General features: G+C 58.9%; 21 protein-coding genes and 1 pseudogene. 18 read left to right on the forward strand and 4 right to left on the reverse strand.

What is annotated here, in order from left to right; all coding sequences use genetic code 11:
• Window positions 1-7 precede the first annotated feature (7 nt).
• Window positions 8-766 (reverse strand): MBL fold metallo-hydrolase, encoded by a 759-nt coding sequence (locus tag ACNAOU_RS09510; RefSeq protein ID WP_422758504.1) that lies wholly within the window; start codon window positions 764-766, stop codon window positions 8-10.
• A 347-nt stretch (window positions 767-1,113) separates the two neighbouring features.
• Between ACNAOU_RS09510 and ACNAOU_RS09515 the strand changes: the two genes are divergently transcribed.
• From ACNAOU_RS09515 to ACNAOU_RS09560, 10 genes are all read left to right on the forward strand, one after another.
• Complete coding sequence (locus tag ACNAOU_RS09515; protein ID WP_422758505.1) at window positions 1,114-1,890, forward strand: cyclase family protein; 777 nt, start codon at window positions 1,114-1,116, stop codon at window positions 1,888-1,890.
• A gap of 637 nt (window positions 1,891-2,527) precedes the next feature.
• The gene (locus ACNAOU_RS09520) at window positions 2,528-3,742 is read left to right on the forward strand and encodes an ABC transporter substrate-binding protein (protein WP_422758506.1); all 1,215 of its coding nucleotides are present in this window, start codon (window positions 2,528-2,530) and stop codon (window positions 3,740-3,742) included.
• Between the two features lie 28 nt (window positions 3,743-3,770).
• A complete protein-coding gene (locus tag ACNAOU_RS09525; RefSeq protein WP_422758507.1) occupies window positions 3,771-4,490 on the forward strand; it encodes an ABC transporter ATP-binding protein in 720 nt (239 codons plus the stop codon).
• Entirely contained in the window at window positions 4,438-5,202 is a 765-nt protein-coding gene (locus tag ACNAOU_RS09530) for an ABC transporter ATP-binding protein (RefSeq protein ID WP_422758508.1), read from the forward strand. The genes ACNAOU_RS09525 and ACNAOU_RS09530 overlap by 53 nt, the downstream gene beginning before the upstream one ends.
• Window positions 5,199-6,083, forward strand: a complete 885-nt coding sequence (locus ACNAOU_RS09535) for a branched-chain amino acid ABC transporter permease (protein WP_422758509.1) — start codon at window positions 5,199-5,201, stop codon at window positions 6,081-6,083. Before ACNAOU_RS09530 ends, ACNAOU_RS09535 begins: the two co-directional genes overlap by 4 nt.
• A 197-nt stretch (window positions 6,084-6,280) precedes the next feature.
• A complete protein-coding gene (locus ACNAOU_RS09540) occupies window positions 6,281-7,207 on the forward strand; it encodes a branched-chain amino acid ABC transporter permease (protein ID WP_422758510.1) in 927 nt (308 codons plus the stop codon).
• Between the two features lie 74 nt (window positions 7,208-7,281).
• Window positions 7,282-8,517 carry a pre-mycofactocin synthase MftD gene (gene mftD, locus ACNAOU_RS09545; RefSeq protein WP_422758511.1) on the forward strand — a complete coding sequence of 412 codons (1,236 nt, stop codon included), beginning with the start codon at window positions 7,282-7,284 and terminating at the stop codon, window positions 8,515-8,517.
• Between the two features lie 131 nt (window positions 8,518-8,648).
• A complete protein-coding gene (locus ACNAOU_RS09550) occupies window positions 8,649-9,563 on the forward strand; it encodes an alpha/beta hydrolase (RefSeq protein ID WP_422758512.1) in 915 nt (304 codons plus the stop codon).
• Window positions 9,564-9,694: 131 nt separating this feature from the next.
• Entirely contained in the window at window positions 9,695-10,483 is a 789-nt protein-coding gene (locus tag ACNAOU_RS09555; protein ID WP_422758513.1) for a YoaK family protein, read from the forward strand.
• 58 nt (window positions 10,484-10,541) lie between these two features.
• On the forward strand, window positions 10,542-10,985 hold the full coding sequence (locus ACNAOU_RS09560) for an NUDIX domain-containing protein (protein WP_422758514.1): 444 nt from the start codon (window positions 10,542-10,544) through the stop codon (window positions 10,983-10,985).
• A 30-nt stretch (window positions 10,986-11,015) separates the two neighbouring features.
• On the opposite strand, the gene ACNAOU_RS09565 is transcribed toward ACNAOU_RS09560, so the two are convergent.
• Window positions 11,016-11,297: an HPr family phosphocarrier protein gene (locus ACNAOU_RS09565; RefSeq protein WP_422758515.1), complete on the reverse strand. Its 282-nt coding sequence runs from the start codon at window positions 11,295-11,297 to the stop codon at window positions 11,016-11,018.
• 431 nt (window positions 11,298-11,728) lie between these two features.
• Here ACNAOU_RS09565 and ACNAOU_RS09570 point away from each other — a divergent pair, with 431 nt between their 5' ends.
• From ACNAOU_RS09570 to ACNAOU_RS09580, 3 genes are all read left to right on the forward strand, one after another.
• Complete coding sequence (locus ACNAOU_RS09570; protein WP_422758516.1) at window positions 11,729-13,615, forward strand: beta-glucoside-specific PTS transporter subunit IIABC; 1,887 nt, start codon at window positions 11,729-11,731, stop codon at window positions 13,613-13,615.
• A 37-nt stretch (window positions 13,616-13,652) separates the two neighbouring features.
• Window positions 13,653-15,095, forward strand: a complete 1,443-nt coding sequence (locus tag ACNAOU_RS09575; protein WP_422758517.1) for a glycoside hydrolase family 1 protein — start codon at window positions 13,653-13,655, stop codon at window positions 15,093-15,095.
• A gap of 64 nt (window positions 15,096-15,159) precedes the next feature.
• Window positions 15,160-16,002 (forward strand): PRD domain-containing protein, encoded by an 843-nt coding sequence (locus ACNAOU_RS09580; RefSeq protein WP_422758518.1) that lies wholly within the window; start codon window positions 15,160-15,162, stop codon window positions 16,000-16,002.
• 107 nt (window positions 16,003-16,109) lie between these two features.
• Here the strand turns inward: ACNAOU_RS09580 and ACNAOU_RS09585 are convergent, their stop codons facing one another.
• Window positions 16,110-17,123: a Gfo/Idh/MocA family oxidoreductase gene (locus tag ACNAOU_RS09585; protein WP_422758519.1), complete on the reverse strand. Its 1,014-nt coding sequence runs from the start codon at window positions 17,121-17,123 to the stop codon at window positions 16,110-16,112.
• Window positions 17,124-17,804: 681 nt separating this feature from the next.
• On the opposite strand from ACNAOU_RS09585, the gene ACNAOU_RS09590 reads away from it, so the two are divergent.
• The 5 genes and pseudogenes from ACNAOU_RS09590 (at window position 17,805) to ACNAOU_RS09610 (ending at window position 21,300) form a co-directional block, all read left to right on the forward strand.
• On the forward strand, window positions 17,805-18,527 hold the full coding sequence (locus ACNAOU_RS09590; protein ID WP_422758520.1) for an alpha/beta hydrolase: 723 nt from the start codon (window positions 17,805-17,807) through the stop codon (window positions 18,525-18,527).
• 111 nt (window positions 18,528-18,638) lie between these two features.
• Entirely contained in the window at window positions 18,639-18,734 is a 96-nt protein-coding gene (locus tag ACNAOU_RS09595) for a DUF1427 family protein (protein ID WP_422758671.1), read from the forward strand.
• Window positions 18,731-18,820, forward strand: a pseudogene (locus ACNAOU_RS09600) (hypothetical protein); the annotation flags it as partial. The gene ACNAOU_RS09595 and the pseudogene ACNAOU_RS09600, both read left to right, overlap by 4 nt.
• Before the next feature lie 397 nt (window positions 18,821-19,217).
• Window positions 19,218-19,862, forward strand: coding sequence for an NADPH-dependent F420 reductase (locus tag ACNAOU_RS09605; protein ID WP_422758521.1), 645 nt, complete (start codon window positions 19,218-19,220; stop codon window positions 19,860-19,862).
• Window positions 19,863-20,106: 244 nt separating this feature from the next.
• Window positions 20,107-21,300, forward strand: coding sequence for an NADH:flavin oxidoreductase/NADH oxidase (locus ACNAOU_RS09610; RefSeq protein ID WP_422758522.1), 1,194 nt, complete (start codon window positions 20,107-20,109; stop codon window positions 21,298-21,300).
• 95 nt (window positions 21,301-21,395) lie between these two features.
• Here the strand turns inward: ACNAOU_RS09610 and ACNAOU_RS09615 are convergent, their stop codons facing one another.
• Window positions 21,396-22,760 carry an MFS transporter gene (locus ACNAOU_RS09615; RefSeq protein WP_422758523.1) on the reverse strand — a complete coding sequence of 455 codons (1,365 nt, stop codon included), beginning with the start codon at window positions 22,758-22,760 and terminating at the stop codon, window positions 21,396-21,398.
• Window positions 22,761-23,298: the final 538 nt, after the last annotated feature.

Here is a 23,298-nt window from a genome sequence, read left to right on the forward strand (position 1 = left end):
CATTTTCCTAACCGTTGAAGTGCGAGACATCCAGGTCGTCGGCAAAGACGTCGTCAGCAGTGTCCAGGCTCAAGGCTTCTTCGGACCCCTCGATCAGATCCGTTTCTCCTACCTCCAAGACGGTGAACTTCACGCCATGGCGATCCGCGAACATTTTGGCGCGCTTGCGGTAGAGCGGCATACCGTGCTCGTTGAGCAACCCGTCGTGAACCGGGATCGCCTGACGGGGGCGGACTGCGGTGATAAAGTCCACCATCTCCGCCATCTTGTTCCAAGGGGCATTGATCGGGACCAGGAGAGTGTCCGGAGCCGGGCCGGAGGGGACGATGAAACTGTCTCCGGGATGGTATACGAGTCCATCCACGATGTAACCGGTGTTGTCAACAACAGGGATGTAGCCATGGATGACAGCATGCTGTCCACCGACCGTCCGGACCGAGAATCCTGCTGATTCGAATTTCTCTCCAGCTCCTGTGGCGATGATCCGGGACGCATCTACTCCTGCCTTGGGAGCCGCTGCAGCCAAGCGAGCGGCGGGTACTTTCGGCGCCCTGACAGTCACGTTGGGATTCGCGGCCAGGTACTCGAGGACGGGCTCTTCATAGAGATGGTCCGGATGCTGGTGCGTTACCAGAATGTGCTCCGCTCCTTCGAGGGCCGTGGGCACATCCGTGTAGTTTCCTGGATCAATAACAATGCGCTTGCCATCCTTCTCCAAACGGACGCAAGCGTGACCAAACTTGGTCAAGGCAATCTTGATAGTCATTGGCACACTGTATCGACGAACAGCTCTGTTGTTAAGTTCTAGCGGACAAATCTCACAGATCGGACACAAGCGACGTAGGGCGATATTCGCCAGGAACGGCTGATTTCAGGGGCAATTGGCTCTAGGCCTACCATTCCCCGCGACTCACTGGTTCACTGTTGTACAGTGCAGATGAACTTCTGCAGGCGAACTTCCGTCCCTCCCACGCTGACATCGAGTGTCATATTCCGGGCGAGTGCCCGGCTAACTAAAACCTCATTCGGTGACTGCGGGCAAGGTGCCGAAGCCCTGCAGACTGCTCATCCACCTATCCGTGACGTCTACAACCAAGCCCAAGGTGAAACTCTATGGCCCTGCTTAATGACCTTCTCAATTCCCTCTCCACCGGCAAAGTCGAAATAGTGGACCTGACCAACAAGCTTTCCGCCAACACCCCCGGCCTTACGCTGCCCGAGCCGTTCCCCAGTCCTCACCCGTTCGAGCTTGAGGAGCTTGCAGCCTATGACGACAGGGGACCTGTTTGGAAGCAGCACAATATTCACGTAGGTGAACACACCGGCACTCATCTGGACGTTCCTATTCACTGGATCACCGGCCGTGACGGAACCGATGTTTCAGAATTGCCACTTGGTCGCCTCGTTGGCCCCGCTGTTGTTCTTGACCTCACTGAGCAGGTCGCCGCCAATCCCGACTTCCTGCTGGAAGTCGCGCATGTAAAGGCCTGGGAGGAGAAACATGGGGCGATTCCGGATAATGCATGGCTTCTCTTGCGCACGGGATGGGACGAGTTCTCCCAAGACCAGGAGAAGTTCCTCAACGCCGATGAGACGGGCCCCCACACTCCGGGCGTCTCCGCCGAGTGTGCCCGGTGGTTGGCTGAAGATACCCGGATCTCAGGCGTCGGAGTGGAGACGCTCGGCATTGACGCTGGTCAGGCCCACGGTATGGAACCGGAGATGCCAATGCACCACTACCTCCTTGGAAACGACAAGTACGGCATCACTTCGCTCCAGAACCTGGCCCAGCTGCCCAGTGCGGGCGCTGTCATTGTGGTGTCCCCCTTGCCAATTGTTGGTGGCACGGGAAGCCCTGCGAGGGTTTACGCCCTCGTAGACCGGGGCTGATTCAGGAATTCTCATTTATGCCCCGCTCCAACGCCCACGGGAAGAACACCTTCCTGGGGGAGTTGGGGCGGGGCTTTTCGGCCCGGTTGGTCTTGCCGGTGATGGGGAGGTAACGGGCGTTGAGGGCAGGTTGCCTCTTCTGCGAGGAGCGATGATTTCGACTTCAGGTAAAAGTGTTCAGTATTGATTGACATTTCTGAATCGAACTGTAATCCTATAGCGAACGGTTCGATGTAGCCCAGGTCACATCCTGGACTCTTTACCGCAGATTCCTGAGGCAGGGGCACTCGCGCCTAACTCCGTATAGAAATCTAAGTGTTCAATGAATCTGTACGCGGCACCCTGGCGCACAGACCCAAGTTTTGCGATGTCCGGTGAATCCAAGGTTCGGCGCGCACGTACGCACTGGGAGCCATGTGCTTTCCGGTCCCCGTCAGTTCGGCGGACAAGCAACCACTGCAGTATTCAGAGCCGCCGACAGGCGGAGGAATCCCAACACGTCCAACTGCAGATTCAGCTTCACTGCCCGTTGGCCGGACTACACCTCGGTTGCGGGGCGTGCCACGCCTTGAACGACGCGGACCCGGAGCCCACCGCTCCAACCCTCACAGCTCTTCTACGAAGATCGGAATGTTCAATGAATAAGTTCACTGCCCCGAAGGGGAGCACCAAGATCATCCTGACCGGCGCTATAGGGGCATCTTTGCTGCTCAGCGGATGCGCGTCCTCCGGCGACGCGAAGGCCGAAGCCGCAGGAGGCAAGGACCTCTGCTCAGAAGGTGCCATCACCATAGGTTCGGCGAAGGCCCTCAGCGGTGCATTCTCGTTTTATGACGCGGCCGGAAACAATGCCGAACAAATGGCCGTTGAGCAGATCAATGCAAAGGGCGGCATCAATGGATGCCAGGTAAAACTGGTAACTAAGGATACGAAGTCGGATCCGGCCGTTGGCAGTCAGGTAGCCCGTGAACTCATCCGGGAAGGAGCACAGGTTCTTCTGCCCCCGGCAGACTCAGGCTTGGGAACGCCCGCCGCAATGGCGGCACAGAGCCAGGGCATCTTCAGCATGGCCGGTGCCTCCGGCGACGACTATGCACCGGGAGTTGGCAAGCTATTCGCCACAGGTGGAAGCATGGCCGGCCAGAACGGTAAAACTGCTGCAGCTTTTGCCAAGGAACAGGGTTACGATTCCGTCTATTTTGCCACTCTGGACGCCTTCCAGTACTTCACCGTCAACGAAGACGCGTTCAAAAAGGATGCTGGCCTCAAAGAGCTGGGTCGATCTGTACTCAAGCCCGGACAGACTGACTTTGCCGCTGTTGTCAGTGACATCAAGCGTTCGATCAGCGCAGGCTCCAAACCGTTAGTCTTCCTCGCGACCATGTACCCGGATGCTCCGACACTGATCACCCAGCTCAGGAAGGCCGGCGTGGACACCCCCGTAATTGGCAACGCCACCTGGTCCACGCGAAACATGCTCAAAGCCCTCGACGGAAATACCCAGAACGTCTTCTACTCCGGCGGTGCATACACGGAGGGCGACGATGCCAGCCCCGCAGCTCTGGAATTCGTGAAGAACTACAAAGACAAGACAGGTGCATACCCGGAGAACCACCAGGCACAGGAAACCTACTGGTCCGTGTGGGCCCTGTTGGATGCCATCAAGACCGCCAACTCGGTGGATGGGGCAGCGATCGAGAAGGCGCTATTTGCACAGAAGGACCTGGAGCTCCCGATGCGCACCATCAAAAAATGGGAAAACGGTCAAAGCCTTGGAAGCACAGTCATCGTTGGTTTCACGCCAGCAGGGCAGTTCCAGCAGGTCAAGACGTACAACCTGACAGGTGAGTGATGAAGCGATGGTAAGAGAAGCCCACTCCGTGCTGTCGATCAGCGGGGTAGAGATGTCCTTTGGGCACCTCAAAGCTCTTGGTGGCGTCAGCTTGGACCTGGAACAAGCTTCCTGCACTGGGCTCATCGGGCCCAACGGGTCCGGGAAGAGTACTTTGGTCAATTGCCTCTCCGGACTCCTTGCACCATCTGCCGGAAGTATCTCGTTTGAGGGCAAGGACATAACGGGGACGTCCATGCGCTCCCGTGCCAAAGCCGGGTTGGCAAGGAACTTCCAGAACCTTCGGTTGTTTGAAGACCTGACCGTCCGCGAAAACATTGCCATGTCAGCGGGCTTGGCGGGCAGTTGGAAACGGGCGTCCGAGAAAACGGTGACGGAGGTAGGCGCGAGGTTTGGACTTGAAGAAGACCTCGATGCCCGCGTAGGTGACCTGTCCTGGGGCCACCGGCGTCGTGTGGAACTTGCCCGGGTGCTGAACGGGGAGCCGCGTTACGTGCTTCTGGATGAGCCCGGGGCCGGCTTGGATCTCTCTGAGCGCCGAAGGTTACCGGGAATCATTGCCGGCCTAACCGAGCATGGCGTCGGAACTCTGTTGGTTGACCACGACATGGCCCTTATTTCGGAAGTATGCAAACGGGTGCTGGTCCTTCGACAAGGACAGCTGATATTTGACGGACCTCCGGCTGACGCGTTTCGTGACGCAGCAGTGCTGGAATGCTACTTGGGAGAACGACATGTCAGTGCTTAAAGCGGTGAACGTAGTGGCCGGTTATGGGGCCGGAGACAAAGTACTCCATGAAGTGAGTCTGACTCTGGCTGCGGGGCAGGTAACCGCCCTCACTGGAGTCAACGGTGCAGGCAAGAGTACTTTGGCGTCTGCGCTGGCGGGTCGTTTGATTCCCTCAGCGGGAACAATCACCCTTGACGAAACCGAAGTGACGCGCCTGTCGATTCAGGATCGTTCACGTCGAGGCGTTGTCCTTTGTCCTCAGGGGCGTGAGGTCTTCGCGGGCCTCACCGTGGCCGAAAACATTCGGTTAGGTGCTATGACTCGTCCGTCCTCCGCCAGGAAAGACGCTGTCGAAGCGATCTTTGAGATGATCCCCGTGCTCGCCCAGTTCCGCAGCAGCCGCGCGGGCGCCCTTTCCGGCGGCCAGCAGCAGCTGGTTGCAGTCGGAAGGGCGCTGGCTGCAGACCCAAAGGTTCTGATCGTCGACGAACCTTCCATGGGGTTGGCTCCAGCTGTGGTCGATTCTGTGTACGACCTTCTGAGCGATTTGAAGGAGACCGGTGTGGCACTACTGGTGATTGAGGAATCTCCATTGCGTCTTGTTGACCTGGCTGACCATGTGGTTGTGCTTCGCGGCGGCGAAGTGACCACCTCAGGCGGGGCCGAGCTTCTGCGGGATGAAGGAATCCTCACCGCGGCATTGTTGGGCGAAGGGGCGATGGCAAAGTGATCCAACTTCTCCAAGCGCTCTTCGACGGGATTTCTCAAGGAGGCGTCTTCGCCGTTCTTGCTGTTGGCGTGGCGCTCGTTAGCTCCGTCATGTCGTTCCCAAACTTCGCCCACGGCTGGTTGGTTATGTGGACAGCATCACTGACCGTATCGCTGAGCACGGCGGTTCCCCTGCCGATCGCTCTCGCTATTGCGACCCTCGTTGTCATAGTTATCACCGTTGTGGCAGGCCGCCTCACCTTCCTGACCGGCAACTCTGCCAGCAGCGAAGTCCTGATGCTTAAGTCACTGGCCCTCGGCCTGGTGCTGCAGGCAGCGGCCATACTCTTTTTCGGTGATGCGCCGAGGCTGTTCCCCTCGCCGGCATGGTTCGGGGGAGTCAACACTCTGGGCGATTTGCGGATCAGCACCGCCAGCCTAACCAGCCTGGCGGTCGCCATTGTGGCCGTGGGCGGCCTCATGGCTCTTCTCCGCGGTACGGATCTCGGCCTCAAAATGAGGGCTACAGCACAAAACAGGTCCACTGCCGAACTGGTAGGGGTCAGGACTCAGCGCGTAGTGACTACGGCACTGGTGATCGCCGGCGCCATGGCTGGAATCGCGGCGTTCCTTTGGTACGCCAAAGCCGGAAACGTGTCGCCACGGACCGGTATGGAGATCACCATGGTGGCGTTTGTGGCGTTGGTGCTCGGTGGTTTGCGCAGCATTGGTGGCGCAGTACTGGGCGGTCTCTTGCTCGGCCTTGTGAACGCCTTCATGGCAACGTACCTGCCGAGCCAGATGCAGGGACTTACTCAGGGATTCACCTACGCACTGCTGATTGTGGTCCTCATCCTACGACCTGACGGTCTGCTTCAACGAAAGGTGGTGCTTACCAAATGAGGCTCCCGTTTTCCCTCTCCCAAGACCGAGTTCAGACGCGCCGGGGTTTTGGTGGCGCTGTTGCCGGTCCAACATCGATCGCGATAGTTGTCATGTTCGTCGGCATTCTGGTCGATGGTCTAACCCGAGGTCGGTTCGAAGATGTCCTGCTTTCGGGCCTGGTTTTTGCTTGCTTGACGGTGTCATTGCAGGCGATCATGGGCAACACTGGACTGATTTTCTTCGGTCAGTTCGCCTTTGTTGCCGTAGGCGCATATGTTTCGGGCGTTCTCACGGTTCCGGTTGCGGCCCGCGGAACCTTGCTGCCGGATCTTCCGAGTTGGCTGTCGGAAATAGAACTGGGATTCGGGGCCAGTGTCGTGGCCGGTGCCCTGGCGGCAGGCGTTGTTGCGTTGATCGCGAGCCCGGTATTGGTTCGCGTGTCCGGGTTGGCGGCAGCTGTTGTGAGCCTAGGGCTCATGTTTATCGTTTCGGATCTTTTGCGGGAAACCCCCTCAATCACCCGCGGTGCACAAGTCTTCTCAGGCGTTCCGTATGACACCACTCTCGTAACGGCCGGCATTGTACTGATTGTCACAACGCTCGCTGCCTCCGCCTTCAAGTTTTCCCGATGGGGGCTTGAGGCAAGGGGTGGGCGGGAGGATTCGGTGGCTGCCGAGTCCTCAGGCCTTTCGATGGCCCGTGTGAGGACTCCCGCTTTGTTGCTCGGCGGAGTTCTTTCCGGCGCAGCAGGGGCTGTCTGGGCGCACTACCTAACTGCATTCTCACCCGTTACTTTCGGTATCGACCCAGCCGTGATCGTGGTCATCATGGCTGTCATCGGAGGGGTGAACAGCGTCAGCGGCGCCCTCGTCGGTGCCACCATCGTTGCCGTTTGGCAGGAACTAGCCCGCCAAGTGGAAGGCGGCATGGTGATCTTCGGTCTACAGCTGCCGCGCATGCCCGAATTCAGTGCGCTCACCCTGGGTGTCGGACTCATTGTTGTGCTGGCGATTCGCCCACGCGGTCTCCTGGCCTCGCGCGAACTTCTGTGGTTCCGGCCTCGCGGTGCCAAACGCACTGGCGACGGCGGAAATACAACTCCAGCAACAGCCACTGCCGATCGCACCGTGATACGCGCCTAGTCGCCCGGACATTCTGATCCGCCGGGGTCCTCAGCGAGACCGAAATCAAAACAGAAAGAGAACCAGGAGGGGCCATGAGCCTTTTGAAGCACAGGGCGATTGAAACTGTGGAGGATGCCCACCGCCGGGCCAAGAAGATCCTGCCGGCAGACGTGTATACGGCGCTCTTGGCAGGAAGCGACAGCGGGGCCACCATGCGGGGGAACCTCTCTGCCTTTGAGGAAATCGGCTTGATCCCCCGGGTGGGCATCGAACTTCCGTCCGGGCTCGACATGAAAACCACCTTCATGGGTCAGCCGATTAACCTTCCCGTTGTTATTGCGCCGGCGGCTGCCCAGGCAATGCACCCCGACGCCGAACTCGGAGTGGCACGGGCGGCGCGTCGCGCGGGTACAGCGATCGGCCTCAGCAACTTCGCCTCCTTGCCCTTCGAGGACGTGGCACGGGAGAACGAGAGCGCATTTGCGCACGTTTATCTTTCCGGTGACCGAGACACAGTCGCCGGCAGAGTCGAGCGTTTCCGTAAAGCAGGGGCAAAGGGGCTGATTTTCACCCTTGACCTCTCAGGTGGCCGTACCGCGCGCCAACCTCGGGATTGGGGTTCACCGGTATATCCGGACGGTCTGAACTTGGCGACCATGCTCCGTTACGCGCCCATGGCACTCGCTAATCCACGGTGGTTCATCCGATACCTGCGCCAGGGTAAGATTCCTGGGCTTGATGCGCCGAACATGAGTAAGGCTGATGGGGTGGTGCCGACCTTGGTCGGTGGCCTGTATGAGTGGATGGCGACTCCGGTCCCCACCTGGGACGACGTGGCTTGGCTCTGCGAATTGTGGGGCGGTCCCTTTATGGTCAAGGGCATTCTGACTCCGGATGATGCACGTCGTGCCGTGGACGCTGGAGCCACCGCGATTGGCGTGTCCAATCACGGTGGGAACAACCTGGACACCACACCTTCTCCGTTGAGGTTCTTGCCGGGAGTCGTGGAGGCTGTTGGAGACCAAGCCGAAGTCACCTTCGACAGCGGCATCAGACGGGGAGCCGACGTCGTCAAAGCGCTGGCATTGGGAGCCCAGTCAGTCATGATTGGCCGCCCGTGGTTCTACGGCCTTTCTGCGGATGGTGAACGCGGCGTCTACGAAGTTCTGGAATCCTTCAGGATCACGATTGAACGCACCCTCGTGGGACTGGGAAAGTCCTCAATTCAAGATCTGAGTGCCAGTGACCTGGTGGCTCCCGAGGGTTTCTTTCTCAACCTCGACCCGGCCAGAACTGCAGGGATGGTTCGTGGCGATGCAGCTGCCTGATCAGGGCTTTACGGGCTGATCCACTAAGCCCGACTTCTTCCCTAGGCAGGCATCGTCCGCGGCAGCGCCCATGTTGGCACTGCCGCGGACGATGCACTGAGGATTGCCGACATTCCGACACTTGGAGAAACATGAAGAGAACAACGTTTGGCTCGTTTTCGAACCTATCTGATCTGGACTTGGTTACCTGGCTACCTAACACGCCGCCAGACGTACGCATCATGTATGACGCGAATCCACTGACGTTCGGCGATCTGCGGCTGCCCGAGGCCAGCGTTACGGGAGAGCGGCATCCGCTTGTGGTTTTGATCCACGGTGGGGCTTGGGAATCGAGTTACACCTCGGGATATATGGAGCCGCTGGCAGAGCTATTCGCGCTGGCCGGTGTTGCTACCTGGAATCTTGAGTTCAGGCGGGTAAACAACCCCGGCGGCGGATACCCCGGTTCCTTCCGTGATGTTGCCACGGGAATCGACTATGTCACCCGACTTGCGAAGGATTACCCGCTTGACCTGGAACGGGTGGTCCTGCTGGGTCATTCGTCAGGGGGACACATGGCCACATGGGCCGCGGGCAGGAGGAACATACCGCAGGACAGCGAGTTGTTCGTGCAAGGGCCACTGGTGCCATGTGGCGTGGTGGATCTTGCCGGGGTCGTGGACCTCGAGGCTGCCTTCCAGGCAGGGCGTGAGGACGTGCGGCACATACTCGACGCAGCCGATGGTGAGGCGATCAGGGATAAGGCACTGGTCGCTTCTTCCATCCGTCTCTTGCCGACGGGCGTGCCTCAGACGCTCATCGTTGGCTCCAAGGACAACTCCTGGAGGATTGAAAGCCACGACCGCTATCATGCAGCCGGAACGGATGCCGGCGACGTTGTTGACCTGGTGATATTCGAGGGGGCGAATCATTTTGATGTGGTGGACGTGTCCGGCCCCGCATGGGCTGAGATAGTCACGGCGGTCTTCAAACACATCGACAAATCCGTGAGCCCGTTCGTTCTGGCGCTCAACCAGCCCCTACCGGCGGTTGAGGCCTCGGCGTAACCGCGAGTAAGGCAGTGCAGGCGTCGGGGGAGTTTAGTTACACTGAACAGTCGATCCGGCGTGAGAACTCACTGAAGCCGCGAAATTCGATGCGCGGGCATGCCCAACCAGACCACATCCCAGGAGGACCCTTGTCAGTTCCATCCCAAACCAAGACACAGCGCAAACAGAACCCGGAGAGGCCGAGGCGTATCAAGCGGTCCGAAACGACGGACGAGAGTGTCGTCCGGGGCGATGACCGTTGGAACAGAAGAGTGCTGTGGCTCCTGATGGGTCTGACCTTCGGCACCGGGATTGTTGACGCCATAGGTTACTTGGCCCTGAATCATGTGTTCATCGGCAACATGACAGGGAACATTGTCATCCTCGGCATGGCCCTGGTTGGCGCAGACAAGCTACCCGTACTTGGGCCTCTGCTTGCAATGCTGTGTTTCAGCCTCGGAGCTTCCGCCGCTGGAGTGGCTCTTAGGAGCAAGCCATCCATCTGGCCGGGAAGCGCCACGGTACTTCTGCTCCTTGCCGGGGCCCTGGTGCTTTCGATGGGAGCATTGTCGCTTGTCCTCCGTGATCCGGATTCTTCTGCTCAGTTGGTCATGTCCTCGGTGTCTGCTTGGGCCATGGGGATGCAGGCATACGTAGCGCGAAAGCTGGCGATCCGTGATGTCACGACGGTTGTCGTCACCTCGACGCTGACTGCATTTGCGGGGGAACTCTTCATTCGGCCCTCCATGAAAAGCCTGCTGAATCGGCGCGCGGCTGCCATTCTGGCCATGCTCCTTGGCGCTGCCGTCGGTGCCCTGATGGTGCATCTCAGTACCGGCTATGCCTTGGTTTTCGCGGGTTTGATCATTGTGGTGGTGTCCATCCTCGGACACCTGGCAACCAAATCCGCACTTCGTGCCGGGAGCACTGATCGTTGAACTGCGGCACACCCCCGTGGCTGACCCATCGCAAGTCCCGCACGGCGCGGTGTGTCCGATGAACGCTAACGCCGGCGTGCAACCGGAGCGGGTGGTCGTTGCGGTGATCCTGACGTGGCGCGGGAGGATCGCTTTATTCAGAAGGTCGCGGGAGGTGCAGCACGACGGCGGACGGTGGCATTGCCTTACGGGTTTCGTCGAGGCTGACGTCAAGCCTGCGGAGCAGGCACTCGATGAGCTCATCGAGGAGACGGGTTTGCAGCCCGAGGACATTGATTCGCTCATCCCAGGTCATGTACTGACCATTGACGACGCGCAGGGACAACCGTGGCTGGTTCACACTTTCGCTGCTGAGACACGCGTGCGCCGGCTTAACTTGAACTGGGAGCACGATTGCTACCGCTGGACCCAGGTGAGCAAGTTGAGACGCTTCACCAACAGAGTCCCTTGGCTGGATCTCATCCTTGAGGCTACTTCCGGCAGGCGCGGGCCAAACGATTAGTTATCACCGGACCCGCGCCGAAGTCAGCGGTCAGCTGGGAGTTTCGATGTCCAGGTCGGTTTCAAGAATGTCCACCAGATGGTCGAGGGATTCGACGGCACCCTCAGAGCGTAGGACCACGACTTCGCCATGGGATATCCCCAAACCCATCAGGGACAGAATGGACGATGCATCCACGGCAAATTCTTCGGGTTCACCTTGGCGGGCTATGGTGACGTCGTTCTCGAGCCCGGCAACGGCTTCCGCGAAGATCGCGGCGGGACGCGCATGCAGTCCGACGCGGCTGGCAATATTAGCGACACGTTCATTCATAGTCTTCTCCGGGGTTCTCTCAGGCAACTTGGGTTGATTGGATTTGGGTGGTGGCCGGAGGCAGCAAAAAAGGACCCAAACTGCGATTACTGAAGCCTCGCTGTTCGGATCCTGCCTGAACCACCAGTTACATACCCACCATCAGTGTGGATAGGTCACGAGGGGCGAGTCAAATCCGGCGTAAAACCGGCGTAGAACGGGGTGGATACGGAAGTGCCGGGAGAACAAGGGCAGTCAGGACCGAATAATGTGTTCATTCATAATAAACGAAAGTGTTGCATGTGATCCACATCATGGCTATGCTTTGTTCAGCAGGCATTAAGCCTGAAAGGATTGTTACTCCCCCCGGAGGCAAGACCTGAGAAGCACGGTCACGTGCGGCTCGGGTCTTTTTTTGTGCCCTCAGGGCAGTACAGACAGAAAGGACTGTCATGGCTTCTCTTGATTACAAGTCACTGGCGGCCGGCATCTTGGAAGAGGTGGGCGGCGAAGAGAACATCGCCAGCGCCTCCCACTGCGCTACCCGGCTACGTTTGAAACTCCACGACGAGGCCAAGGCAAATACTGCCGCTGTGGAGCAGTTGCCTGGCGTGATTACCGTGATGAAGGCGGGAGGCCAGTACCAAGTGGTCATTGGCAATCACGTGCCCACCGTGTTCTCCGAACTCGGAAAGATTACGAGGTTCGGTCGCGACGACGACACTTCTGAATCTGCGGCGCGCGGTAACCTCTTCAACCGGTTCATCGACATGGTGTCTGCAATATTCTCACCGATCCTTTGGCCTTTGGCCGGCGCTGGCCTGTTCAAAGCGTTTCTCAAGATGGCCTCCACCTTCGGTTGGGTGGATCCCGCAAACCAAACGTTCATCATCATGTCGGCTGCCGCAGATTCGCTTTTCTACTTCCTGCCAATGTTCCTGGCGATCACCGCAGCAAGGAGATTCAAGGCGAACCAGTTCACGGCGCTGGCAATTGCCGGTGCACTGGTTTACCCGAGCATCGTAGCTCTTGGTGCCGCCGCAGAACCGGTGTCGTTCGCAGGCATTCCCATGGTCATGATGAGCTACACCAGCTCAGTGATTCCCATCATCGTGGCTGTGTGGGTGCAGGGGTACGTTGAGCGAGGTCTGATGAAGGTGCTGCCTGCGGCTATCCGTAGCTTGCTGACACCGTTGCTGTCCATCGCCTTCATGGTGCCCCTGACTCTTCTCACAGTAGGTCCCGTCACCATCTTCGCTTCGCAGGCCCTTTCCGGAGCCATCACAGCTCTGTTCGGCTTTGCACCATGGCTGGCCGGTGCCATCATGGGTGGTTTGTGGCAGGTCTTTGTACTTTTCGGTATGCATTGGGGATTCATTCCCGTAGTCACCAATGAGCTGGCCACGACGGGGCACTCCCTGCTGATGGCACCCCTGGTTCCCGCGGTGATGGCTCAGGCCGCAGCCATGGCGGCAGTCGCCATCCGAACCCGGAGCGCCAAGCGACGCCAGGTCGCCGCGCCCGGCGCCTTCACCGGTTTCTTTGCCGGCGTGACGGAACCTGGTATTTACGGTGTGAATCTGCCACTCAAGAAGCCCTTCTACTTCGGCATCGTCGGTGGGGCCGTGGGAGGTGCGATTGCTGCGATAGGTGGCAGCGCTGCCAGCACTTTTGTGTTCATCTCGCTCTTGTCACTTCCGGCTTACACGGCTGTGGGCAGCTTCGCCACACTGCTCATCGGCACGGCAACTGCCATCATCATCGCGTTCGCCCTGACTTTCCTCTTCGGTCCGCGTGAGCAGCCTGACGACATCGCCGGAGGAATCGTCGTCTCTCCGTCAACCGAGGGTGCGGGCGCAGCTGCCACCACTGCCCGATCAGGTGGGACCGCCACAGTCCTGGCCCCGGTGTCCGGAGCCATCGTTCCGCTTTCCAACGTGGCGGACAAGGTCTTCGCTTCAGGGGCCATGGGAGCCGGAGTGGGCATAGTTCCAGAAGATGACAGGGTCTATGCGCCGGTTTCCGGGACCTTGCAGGCCGTCATGAAGACGGGTCACGCCTACGGCATCAAGACCGATGACGGTGTGGAAGTCCTGGTGCATATCGGCATCGATACTGTCCAGATGAAGGGTGAGGGTTTCGAGCCCGCAGTCACCCGTGGGCAGAGGGTCGAGGCGGGTCAACTGCTCGCCACGATGGATCGCGGAAAGATCGCGGCAGCGGGCTACGATGCCACTACGCTCATGGTCGTGACCAACACTAAGGGGCTTACCGCCGTCGTGCCCGTGGCTGTGGGCCATGCGCTCCATGGCGCTCCCGCGCTGTCCGTGGAGATTTAGGCATGCAACGCGTGAAACCGGACGAAAGGACTCCAGCATGAGCCACGCATCTGTAAACCCCGCGCGCGGACCGTTTCCGGAAGGATTTCTCTGGGGCGGTGCAACTGCCGCCAACCAGATGGAGGGTGAGTACGCCGGGGGCGGCAAGGGGTTATCTATCCAGGACGTGATGCCCAAGGGCATAACCTCGCCGCCCACGGAGGGTCCGACGCCGGACAACCTCAAGCAGGTGGGCATTGACTTCTACCACCGCTACGCGGAGGACATCGCGTTGTTTGCCGAGATGGGCTTCAAGGTCTACCGCTTCTCCATCGCATGGAGCCGTATCTTCCCCGAAGGGGACAACAGTGAGCCGAACGAGGAGGGCCTGGAATTCTACGATCGCGTCCTTGACGAGTTGGAGAAGCACGGTATTGAGCCGCTGGTGACCCTTAGCCACTACGAAACTCCTTTGAACTTGGCCCGCACCTACGGCGGGTGGACCAACCGCAAACTGATTGGCTTCTACGAACGGTACTGTCAGGTGCTCTTTGAGCGGTTCGGCAGCCGGGTTAAGTACTGGCTGACGTTCAATGAGATCAACTCGATCATTCATGAGCCGTTTATTTCCGGCGGAATTCCCATACCCCGGGATGAACTGACTGAACAGGACCTTTACCAAGCCATTCACCATGAGCTCGTTGCATCGGGCCGGGTTACACGCATGGCCCACGAACTGATGCCTGCCGCCAAGATCGGGTGCATGATCGTTGCCCATCCGGTATACCCGCTTACTCCCTCTCCAGATGATGTTGTCCAGGCTATGCACACCGCGCATGCCAGCTATGCATTCGGTGATATTCATTGTCGTGGGATCTATCCCGGTTATCTCCTGCGGCACTTCAGGGACAACGGAATCGAACTCGAGATTACGGACCAGGACCGTGACGATCTCACCAATACCGTGGACTTTGTTTCCTTCAGCTACTACATGAGTATCTGCGAGTCGGCCGATGCCACGATTGCCAAAGGCCCTGGAAATCTCATGGGTGGCGTACCGAACCCGACACTCGAGGCCTCCGAATGGGGATGGCAGATTGATCCCCAGGGTTTGCGGGTGATAATCAACGATTATTGGGAACGGTGGCAGAAACCACTCTTCGTCGTCGAGAATGGAATAGGTGCTAAAGACGTCCTCGTGGACGTCGACGGATCCTTGACCGTTGAGGATGACTATCGGATCGACTATATGAACGATCACTTGGTCCAGGTCCGGGAGGCCATAGCGGATGGAGCACACGTCCTCGGATATACCTCATGGGGTTGTATTGACATCGTGAGTGCGGGAACCGCCCAGCTGAGCAAGCGATACGGTTTCATCTACGTGGACCGGAACGACGACGGCACAGGCAGCCTGGAACGATACCGAAAGAAGTCGTTCGACTGGTACCGGGAGGTCATCGCAAGCAACGGCGCAATATTGGACGGCTCAGCCGCATGACGCCAAAAGGGCGGGGCATCCTGCCCCGCCTTTTTATTCCTCTTTCCAAGGCAGGAGTTATGACGTGGAAGTCCTGCGCGTCTTCAACAACAATGTGGTTCTTTCGCGGGACCCTGACGGCAGGGAGGTGATACTCACCGGCCGTGGCCTGGGGTTCCAAGCGAAACCCGGGCAATTGGTTGACCTAACGAAAGTGCTGCGGACTTTCGTTCCAGAGGATGGCCGGGACCCTGACAACCTCGGGGCCATGGTTGCGGCCATCCCTCCGGAACACCTCCAGCTGGCGGAGCGGGCTCTTGAGGCTGGACGTGCAGAGATGAGCATTCCAGGAAGTACCGTGCTTTCTGTGGCGTTGGCAGACCACCTCAGCTTCGCAATTAAACGGCGACGGATGGGCTTGGACTTCGAGTACCCGCTCCGAGCGGAAGTGACACATCTCTACCCGTCAGAACTGCGGGCGGCCCAACGCATTCTTTGGTTTGTGAACTCGCGTCTGGAGGAACCGCTGGACGACAACGAGGCCGTGGCGATCGCTCTGCACCTGGTGAACGCGGGCTTCGCCACGGGAGACCTCTCCTACACGTATCAGATGACGGGGCTCTTCACCCAGCTCTTCGAGGTTCTGGAACAGGCCTACGGACGTGCCTTCGATCGAAACACGGTCAATGCGGCCCGTTTCATAACCCACCTGCGGTACTTCTTTGTTCGGGCCAATTCAGGCAAGCAGCTGGAAGAAGGGGCGGGCAAGTTGCGTGCTGCCATCAATGAGTCGTATCCGGACGCTTACGCTACGGCCCTCAAACTGCAGACGGTTCTGGAGCTCAGGCTCGGTGAGCCACTAACGCCGGATGAGGTAACTTACCTGACATTGCACGTGGCCCGGATGGTCGACGAGAACAGACTCTGAGTCAGATTCTTCAAATTAACTGCTGAGCTGGAGCGCCGGTCATATCCAACATGACCGGCGCTCCGTGCGTCGTGCCGCCCGCAGGACGGGGGCACCAGCGGATTGCGTCAGTCCTTATACAGCGAAGGACGGGGGCGTAACCCCACGGAAACAGTGGTACCCATGCGTAGCGATTCGATGCACGCATCGGTGACCGCCGCGGCAGCATAACCGTCCCACGCATTCGGCCCCGTAACGACACCCTTGACTGCGTCCGCCGCCCATGCTGAAAGTTCGCGGCGGTAGGAGTCGCCAAATCGAACTGTGAAGTCCTTTTCACGAACGCCCGACTGCTTGAAATCAAGACTCACAGCTACCGGAAGGTCGTTTGTCAGACGGGCGACGCCTTTGCGTCCCACAACATCGCAGCCGATCTCGTAGCCGTAACCTGCTCGAAGGAACACTTCCGTGTCTACGATGACTCCGCCTGCAGTGCGGAAAGTGAAGAATTGAGGGTCAAGCCACTCTTCTACCCCTGACCGACCGGCGGGGCCGACCACCCTGACCTCAACCACTTCGTCCTCAAGCAACCACCTCGTGCTGTCGACTTCATGCACTACGGCTTCCGTAGTGTGCATTGTGGACGTAAAGGACTCCGGCACGTCGGCTGCCCGGTGAACGCAGTGCAGGGCCACCACCTCGCCCAGGTCCCCGGCGTCAACCGCTGCCTTAAGATCCACAAAGGCGGTATCAAAACGGCGCATGAATCCAACCTGGACGAAGCGACGTCCGGCATTGATCTCGGCGTCAAGGATCATTTCACAGTCCGCGCCTGTCAGGGCCAGAGGCTTTTCGCAAAAGACCGGTTTCCTGTGCTCGACGCAGGCCAGGACCAAGTCCAAATGCGTGGACGCACTGGAGGCAATCACGACGGCGTCGACCTCGCCTGAGGCGATCAGCTCATCGGCGCTGTCCATGACGCGCACGTTTCCCGGTAATTCACTGGCAATCGACTTGGCCCGAGCAGTATCTATATCGAACACCGCGACCAACTCGCCGGCGGCGACAGATTGCACGATTGTCGCGACCTGCGCTGAGCCAACCATTCCCAGTCCGATGGCCCCAATACGAAGTCTGTCCATGTCTATATCTCTCCTGTTGATTGCATGTTAAATAGCCATTAATTGGCACTGGGACCGCACGCCCTCGGCCAGAGGCAGGCCCCGGACGGGGCCCGACGGCGCAGGGGAATGACCGCGACAGGGTATGCATAAAGTGTTACTACACGCTTGCCGCCCCTATAAATTCAGTATAGCTTTACAAGTGTGACCGTGCGCACTACGCCGCGAACTCGTCAGTTTGATCCATGGACTCCCGAGACCGTCCCGAGCGAGTGTGAAGTACCGAGCGGTACCTGAGCTGAGGAATTAGCCTATGGAAAGCGGGTCGGGGTCGGATCGAGGGCAGATACTGCGGCCGTCGCACCTGACGTTTGGCGAGAAGCCGGCGACGTCGACCCGTCCGGTGATCTTCCTTCGGAGTAACAACCGTGTTAACAAATACTGAAAATGCTTCACAAAGCTGCGAAATGTGAAAGAGGAGACGGTTTGTCTGTCCACCCTGATGCCCGGAAATTTCTGGAGATAGTAGCTGGCGCGCCTCCGCTTGATACGCAAACCGCGGAGCAGAACCGTGCCGATCTGGACCAGGCGGTCCCGCTAACCGGCGACAAAACAGCAGTCAATGATGTGCAGGACTGCACCGTACGTGGGGTCCCTGTCAGGGTCTACCGTCCGGTCAAAAGTAACGAACCACTGCCGGTGGTGGTGTATTTTCACGGCGGGGGATGGGTCCTGGGGGATTTGGAGCTCGCCGACACTACAGCCCGGGACTTAGCCGCCAGCTCGGGTGCTGTTCTGGTCAGCGTTGACTATAGAAAGGCACCCGAGGACATTTTCCCGGCAGCCTTGGAGGATGCCCTCAACGTTGTCTCAGCTGTTCTGGACGGGGCTTCCGGCTTGAATGTCGACGTCCGCCGCGTGGCCGTGGCCGGAGACAGTGCTGGCGGGAACCTGGCCGCTGTTGTAGCCCAACAACTTCGGAGACATCAACCTCGCCTGATGCATCAAGTCCTCATATATCCGGTAACCGACCTGGCAAGTGCTGATACGGACAGCCACAGGGATTACGGTGATGGCCACTTCCTCACCTCCCGGGATTTGGCGTACTTTTACTCTACTTACGCCAGTGACGCCGACAGGACCGATCCGCGCCTGTCACCCTTGCGGAACGCCGACTTGAACGACCTGCCCGCAGCGACAGTTGTTACTGCGGAGTGCGATCCTCTGCGCGACGAAGGCGAAGCCTATGCGCTTGCCATGGCCGACGCGGGGACAGAGGTGACATCAGTGCGCTTCAACGGCCAGGTACATCCTTTCTTCTACCTTGGCGGGATCATCGGTAATGCGCTGGCAGCGAGGCGGTTCGTCGGATCGCAGCTACGGGCAGCGTTTGACGTCGACGCTTCGGTGTCGCGTCAGCGTTGATCAGCATTTTTCTACTTGGGTAAATTCATCGACTCGATAACTCGAAGGGGAGATATGGAGCTTGTCATTTCGTTTGGGGCCGGCATTCTTGTCGGATTGGCTTATGCGGCAATGCGGGTCCGCAGCCCCGCTCCTCCACCGATCGCACTGTTGGGGTTGGCTGGGATGCTCATTGGCTATGGAGCCCTTCGGTGGTGGGTCGCATGAGGACCGTCCTGCAGTTCGGGGGATCGTTCGGTGCTGGCGCAGTGGCGGGTGCTCTTTACTTCGCACTTCAGGCTCAGGCTCCTGCTCCACCCTGGCCCGCGCTTGTTGGCCTCCTGGGAATACTGTCAGGCGAATCGCTGGGCCGGCGCGTCATCAACCGCCTTGGCGTCATGCGAGGCCGCCGCAGCAGCGATCCGGAGCGGTACGCGGGTTCTGGTGGGCATCCGTAGACGGCTAGGTCCTGTCACGCGACACCGTCCAGCCGGGCCGCGCGGTGATCAAATCTACGTGCGTCTTCACCCGTCGCCGCCAGCTGTCCGCGAACGACGTAGAACGTAACAATCAGGACCGGGGCAGGAGGCCGGTTGACCCCATAGTAAATTGAAGCTTCAATAGTTGAAGCTTGAAGTAAGATTACTCGTCCTAGCAGCACAAGAAGTTCCCTGCGAGTTCCTGTCCCGCCTTTTTGGAAAGAAGAAGAAAATGACTGACATCACCATCATCGGAACCGGCAACATGGCCCGCGGCCTCGTAACCCGTGCGGCTGCGGCCGGCAAGAGCGTCCAGCTGCTCGCCCGCGAAGACAAAGCCAAGGCAGATGCACTCGCTGCAGATCTCGGTGTCGACGTTTCCACTGGCGTTGTGGGAGAAGACGTCACCGGCGAGATCGTGATCCCGGCTGTCTATTTTGACGCCGCCAAGGAAATCGTGACCCGCTACGGCGATTCGCTGACCGGAAAGGTCTACATAGATATCACCAACCCGGTGGACTTTTCCACCTTCGATGGCCTCGCTGTGCCCGCCGGCAGCTCCGCAACCGAAGAACTGCAGAAAGCAACCCCGGCTAAGGTCGTCAAGGCATTCAACACCACCTTCGCCGCCACCCTGGCCGAAGGCGCTGTAGCAGGGCACGCCTTGGACGTCCTGATCGCCGGCGACGACGAAGCCGCAACTCAGGCAGTCGTCGAGTTTGTTGCCGCAGCCGGACTTAACCCTGTGGTCGTTGGCCCTCAGCGCCGCGCCCAGCAGCTCGAGCAAACCGGATTCCTCCATATTTTGCTCTCCGCCAACGAGCAGCTCCCCGTCTTCCAGTGGAACTCGGCACTGAAGGTACTTGCTGCAGCGTAAGTACACCTCAGCAACACGTCAGCCACAACTCAATGAGAGGCCAGCATCAGCTGGCCTCTCATTGAGTTGTTTTTCCATTTGGGCTCCTGCATTCTTCCCGGGACACGAACGAATGCATCGCCGCGGGGTTGCATCCAAGTCGATAACTTCTTACGTTGCTGTTGCGACGGCCTGACCGGTACGCGGCCTGTCGCGGGGAGCGGCCTTCTGGAATACCATCGGCGTTGGCGTGGTTGTGAAAACCATGAGTATCCTCTTCGACCCCATCAAAGTTTCCGGCCAGAACCTGCGCAACCGATTGATCCTTCCACCGATGTGCCAGTACAACGTCACCACCAAGGACGGTGTGCCAGGACCATGGCATCTGGCACATCTGGGCGCCCGGGCCGCAGGTGGTTTCGGAATGGTGGTTGCTGAGGCGAGTGCCGTGCTGCCGGAGGGGCGGATCTCCGACCAAGACACCGGATTGTGGAATGATGCCCAGAGGGACGCCTGGGCTCCAATTTCCGCCTTCATCCGCTCGCAGGGCGCTGTTCCCGCCATACAAATCGGCCATGCAGGTGCCAAGGCCTCAACGTGGCCTTGGCACCCCGGCTACGCCGAAGACGCCATCCCCTTGAACGAGGGTGGTTGGGAAACTGTTTCTCCGTCCGGGATCCCGCCCGTGACGGCCGTTGGACCTACTCGTGCACTGGCTCCTGAGGAAATCGAAGAACTCATCGGTGCCTTTGCTGCGAGTGCGCGCCGGGCGGACGAGGCCGGGTTTGATGCTGTTCAGATTCATGGGGCCCACGGCTACCTGATCCACCAGTTCCTTTCCCCCGTAACCAACCGACGGACCGACGAATGGGGAGGCTCGTTTGAAAACCGGACCCGCCTGCTTCGTAGGATTGTCGAAGCAGTGCGCGAGGTGTGGCCCGCGGACAAGATCCTGGGACTACGGCTGTCCGCCTCCGATTGGGTTGAGGGAAGTTGGTCTGTGGAAGACAGTATCCGCCTGATCCGTGAGCTGCTTCCTCTGGGGCTCGACTGGGTGGATGCGTCGTCGGCAGGCATAGGAGACTCCTACCTCGGACCCCGAGGGGCTGCCTACCAGGTACCGCTGGCCGAGGCTCTGCTGAGGTCTGCGGCAGATTCCGCCCTGCCAGCGGGGCAAGGCATCTTGACGTCCGGCAGCAAATTCGGACGTCTGTTTGTGTCCGCAGTAGGGTCTATTACGGACCCGAAGCTTGCCGAATCTGTGGTGACGGAAGGGCGAGCTGATGCCGTCAACATCGGCAGGGCCGCGTTGGTTAGAGCGAACTGGCCCGTCGAAGCCGCAGAGTTCCTTGGCGACAGCCGCTACCAGGATCTGGCGTCACCTGCCTATCACAAAGGTTCTTGGGGAAGGATCTCAACTCCGATCCCGCAATCAGAGAGCGTGACCGCTGCCGGATAAGGGGATGGCCCTCCGTTAATGCCGGGTGCCTCTCCTACCAGGTTTTGCAGCCGGGTAAGAGAGGCAACCGCTACGATTGAAATCCTGAATTAGGACTAGCTGCTCACGGTCTGCACTACGTGTTCAGACTGCGGAGCGAGATCACCCAGCGTACGCCGATGGTGGTTGTCTATTTTGAAGGCAATGACACCAGTCAGAATCAGCAGCGTACCCAAGATGTAGTAGACAACTTTGGGGCTACCGGCGAGGTCCGTAAAGAAGCCCATGAGGTAGGGGCCAACGAATCCACCAATGCTGCCCAGGCTGTTCACCAACGCCGTCGCAGCGGCCACGGCCACGCCGGCCACGATCTTGGGCACCAGCGCGAAGAGCGTTGGCGCGATGGCGGACAGGCCAAATGCGGCGGTGGACAACATTGCTATGAGGGCATACGGATTGTCGACCAGTGCTGCTCCAACGGCACCGGCAGCACCAACGCTGGCGGCGATGAGGGTGATCGCTCCCGGTCGGCCTGTCCGGTCGGCAAATGCCCCGAATATCAAAGCGCCGACGATCGCACAGATCCACGGAATAGCATTCAGCCCAGCCTGGGTGGTGGAGGAGATATCAACTCCCAGCTGCTCCTTGAAGCCCGCGATGATCGTGGGCAAGAAGAAGGTCAGGCTGAAGACGCCAAACGGAAGTGGAAAGAAGGCCAACGACAGAAGAAGGATGTTGGGATTCTTCAACCCGGCAAGTGGGCTGTGGTTGACGGCTTCGGGAGCAGTATCCTCCTCCCTGGCGATGGCCTTGTTCAGAGAGTCCCGCTCGTGATCATTCAACCAGCGCGCCATCTTCGGCGAGTCCAGCAGGATAAACCAAGCGACAACGCCGGAAGCCACGGCGATAAGCCCAGTGATCAACATCATTGTCCGCCACCCGGCGAACCCTGGAATCATGTCCTTCGAGATTGTTGCCAGCCACGTCATAACGGGGCCACTGACGGCGTTGGTCAGGTAGGGAATCAGGAGGAATAGAGAAAACGCCCAGACCCGGCGTGACTTCGGAATCCAGAACATGAGGTACATCAGCACACCTGGCACGAATCCTGCTTCCGCGACCCCAAGCAGGAACCTGGCCACAATGAGCCATTCGGCCGATGGGACGAATGCCGTAAGGGTTTGAACCAGGCCCCAACTGACTATGATGCGAGTGAGCCATTTGCGGGCACCGTACTTTGCCAACGCAAGGTTGCTGGGCACCTCCAGCAGGATGTAGCCGGCGAAGAATATACCGGATGCCAGGCCAAAGACCGTGGCGGTCATCTCCAGATCCTTTGTCATTCCATGCGGGCCGGCATAGCTGATGGCGATACGGTCAATGAAGGATATAAAGTACAGCAGCCCGATAAACGGCACAATCCGCCACATTACTCTATTAACGATGGCGCGGTCGCCTCCACGTAAATTTTTGGAATTCAAAAGTATCTCCTTTTGGCAACAGGTCAGAAAGGCCTAAGTCTTGGGCAGCGTCGAAGACATGGTCCAGCAGATAGTCCAGCCTGAAAAACAGCAACGTTTCTCTGACTCGGAGACATCACACGGTAATTGCCGTGGGCGTCGGTGTAGGAGCTCGGTTATTGGGATGATGATGCGCAGACGAACCATCACAAAGTTCAGGTTGTGATGCACATTACATGGAATGTGGCGTGCAGTGTCAAGTGTGACTGTACATATTTAGTTCTATTTGGGAGTGACCACATCTGGGGCGGGTCACCCATGGACCCTTCAGCGAACGTTCGCAGGCGAATGCTGCATCGCGGCAGTCTCCGTAAATTTTTGAGGGAGTTAAGTAATCATTGACACTTGATGCTACGGCTGCAATTCTTTGTTGAACGCCGCAGCATGTTATCGGCGCCATGCTTCTGAGGCGGGAGTACACCCAACCTTCCGCCCAGCCGCGTCCTGGCCAATTCCCGTCAGCCACTCTCCGGGATTTCCGGAGTGGCAGGGTTGGTTG

Source organism: Paenarthrobacter sp. C1, assembly GCF_049315185.1.
GTDB classification, from domain to species: Bacteria; Actinomycetota; Actinomycetes; order Actinomycetales; family Micrococcaceae; genus Arthrobacter; species Arthrobacter nicotinovorans.

Coding starts and splice junctions, on each gene's coding strand:
- ACNAOU_RS09585 (WP_422758519.1), bottom strand. CDS start 17,123: ATGGACAGACTTCGTATTGGGGCCATCGGACTGGGAATGGTTGGCTCA.
- mftD (WP_422758511.1), top strand. CDS start 7,282: ATGAGCCTTTTGAAGCACAGGGCGATTGAAACTGTGGAGGATGCCCAC.
- ACNAOU_RS09550 (WP_422758512.1), top strand. CDS start 8,649: ATGAAGAGAACAACGTTTGGCTCGTTTTCGAACCTATCTGATCTGGAC.
- ACNAOU_RS09515 (WP_422758505.1), top strand. CDS start 1,114: ATGGCCCTGCTTAATGACCTTCTCAATTCCCTCTCCACCGGCAAAGTC.
- ACNAOU_RS09575 (WP_422758517.1), top strand. CDS start 13,653: ATGAGCCACGCATCTGTAAACCCCGCGCGCGGACCGTTTCCGGAAGGA.
- ACNAOU_RS09565 (WP_422758515.1), bottom strand. CDS start 11,297: ATGAATGAACGTGTCGCTAATATTGCCAGCCGCGTCGGACTGCATGCG.
- ACNAOU_RS09610 (WP_422758522.1), top strand. CDS start 20,107: ATGAGTATCCTCTTCGACCCCATCAAAGTTTCCGGCCAGAACCTGCGC.
- ACNAOU_RS09570 (WP_422758516.1), top strand. CDS start 11,729: ATGGCTTCTCTTGATTACAAGTCACTGGCGGCCGGCATCTTGGAAGAG.
- ACNAOU_RS09605 (WP_422758521.1), top strand. CDS start 19,218: ATGACTGACATCACCATCATCGGAACCGGCAACATGGCCCGCGGCCTC.
- ACNAOU_RS09540 (WP_422758510.1), top strand. CDS start 6,281: ATGGGCAACACTGGACTGATTTTCTTCGGTCAGTTCGCCTTTGTTGCC.
- ACNAOU_RS09510 (WP_422758504.1), bottom strand. CDS start 766: ATGACTATCAAGATTGCCTTGACCAAGTTTGGTCACGCTTGCGTCCGT.
- ACNAOU_RS09560 (WP_422758514.1), top strand. CDS start 10,542: ATGAACGCTAACGCCGGCGTGCAACCGGAGCGGGTGGTCGTTGCGGTG.
- ACNAOU_RS09595 (WP_422758671.1), top strand. CDS start 18,639: ATGCGGGTCCGCAGCCCCGCTCCTCCACCGATCGCACTGTTGGGGTTG.
- ACNAOU_RS09520 (WP_422758506.1), top strand. CDS start 2,528: ATGAATAAGTTCACTGCCCCGAAGGGGAGCACCAAGATCATCCTGACC.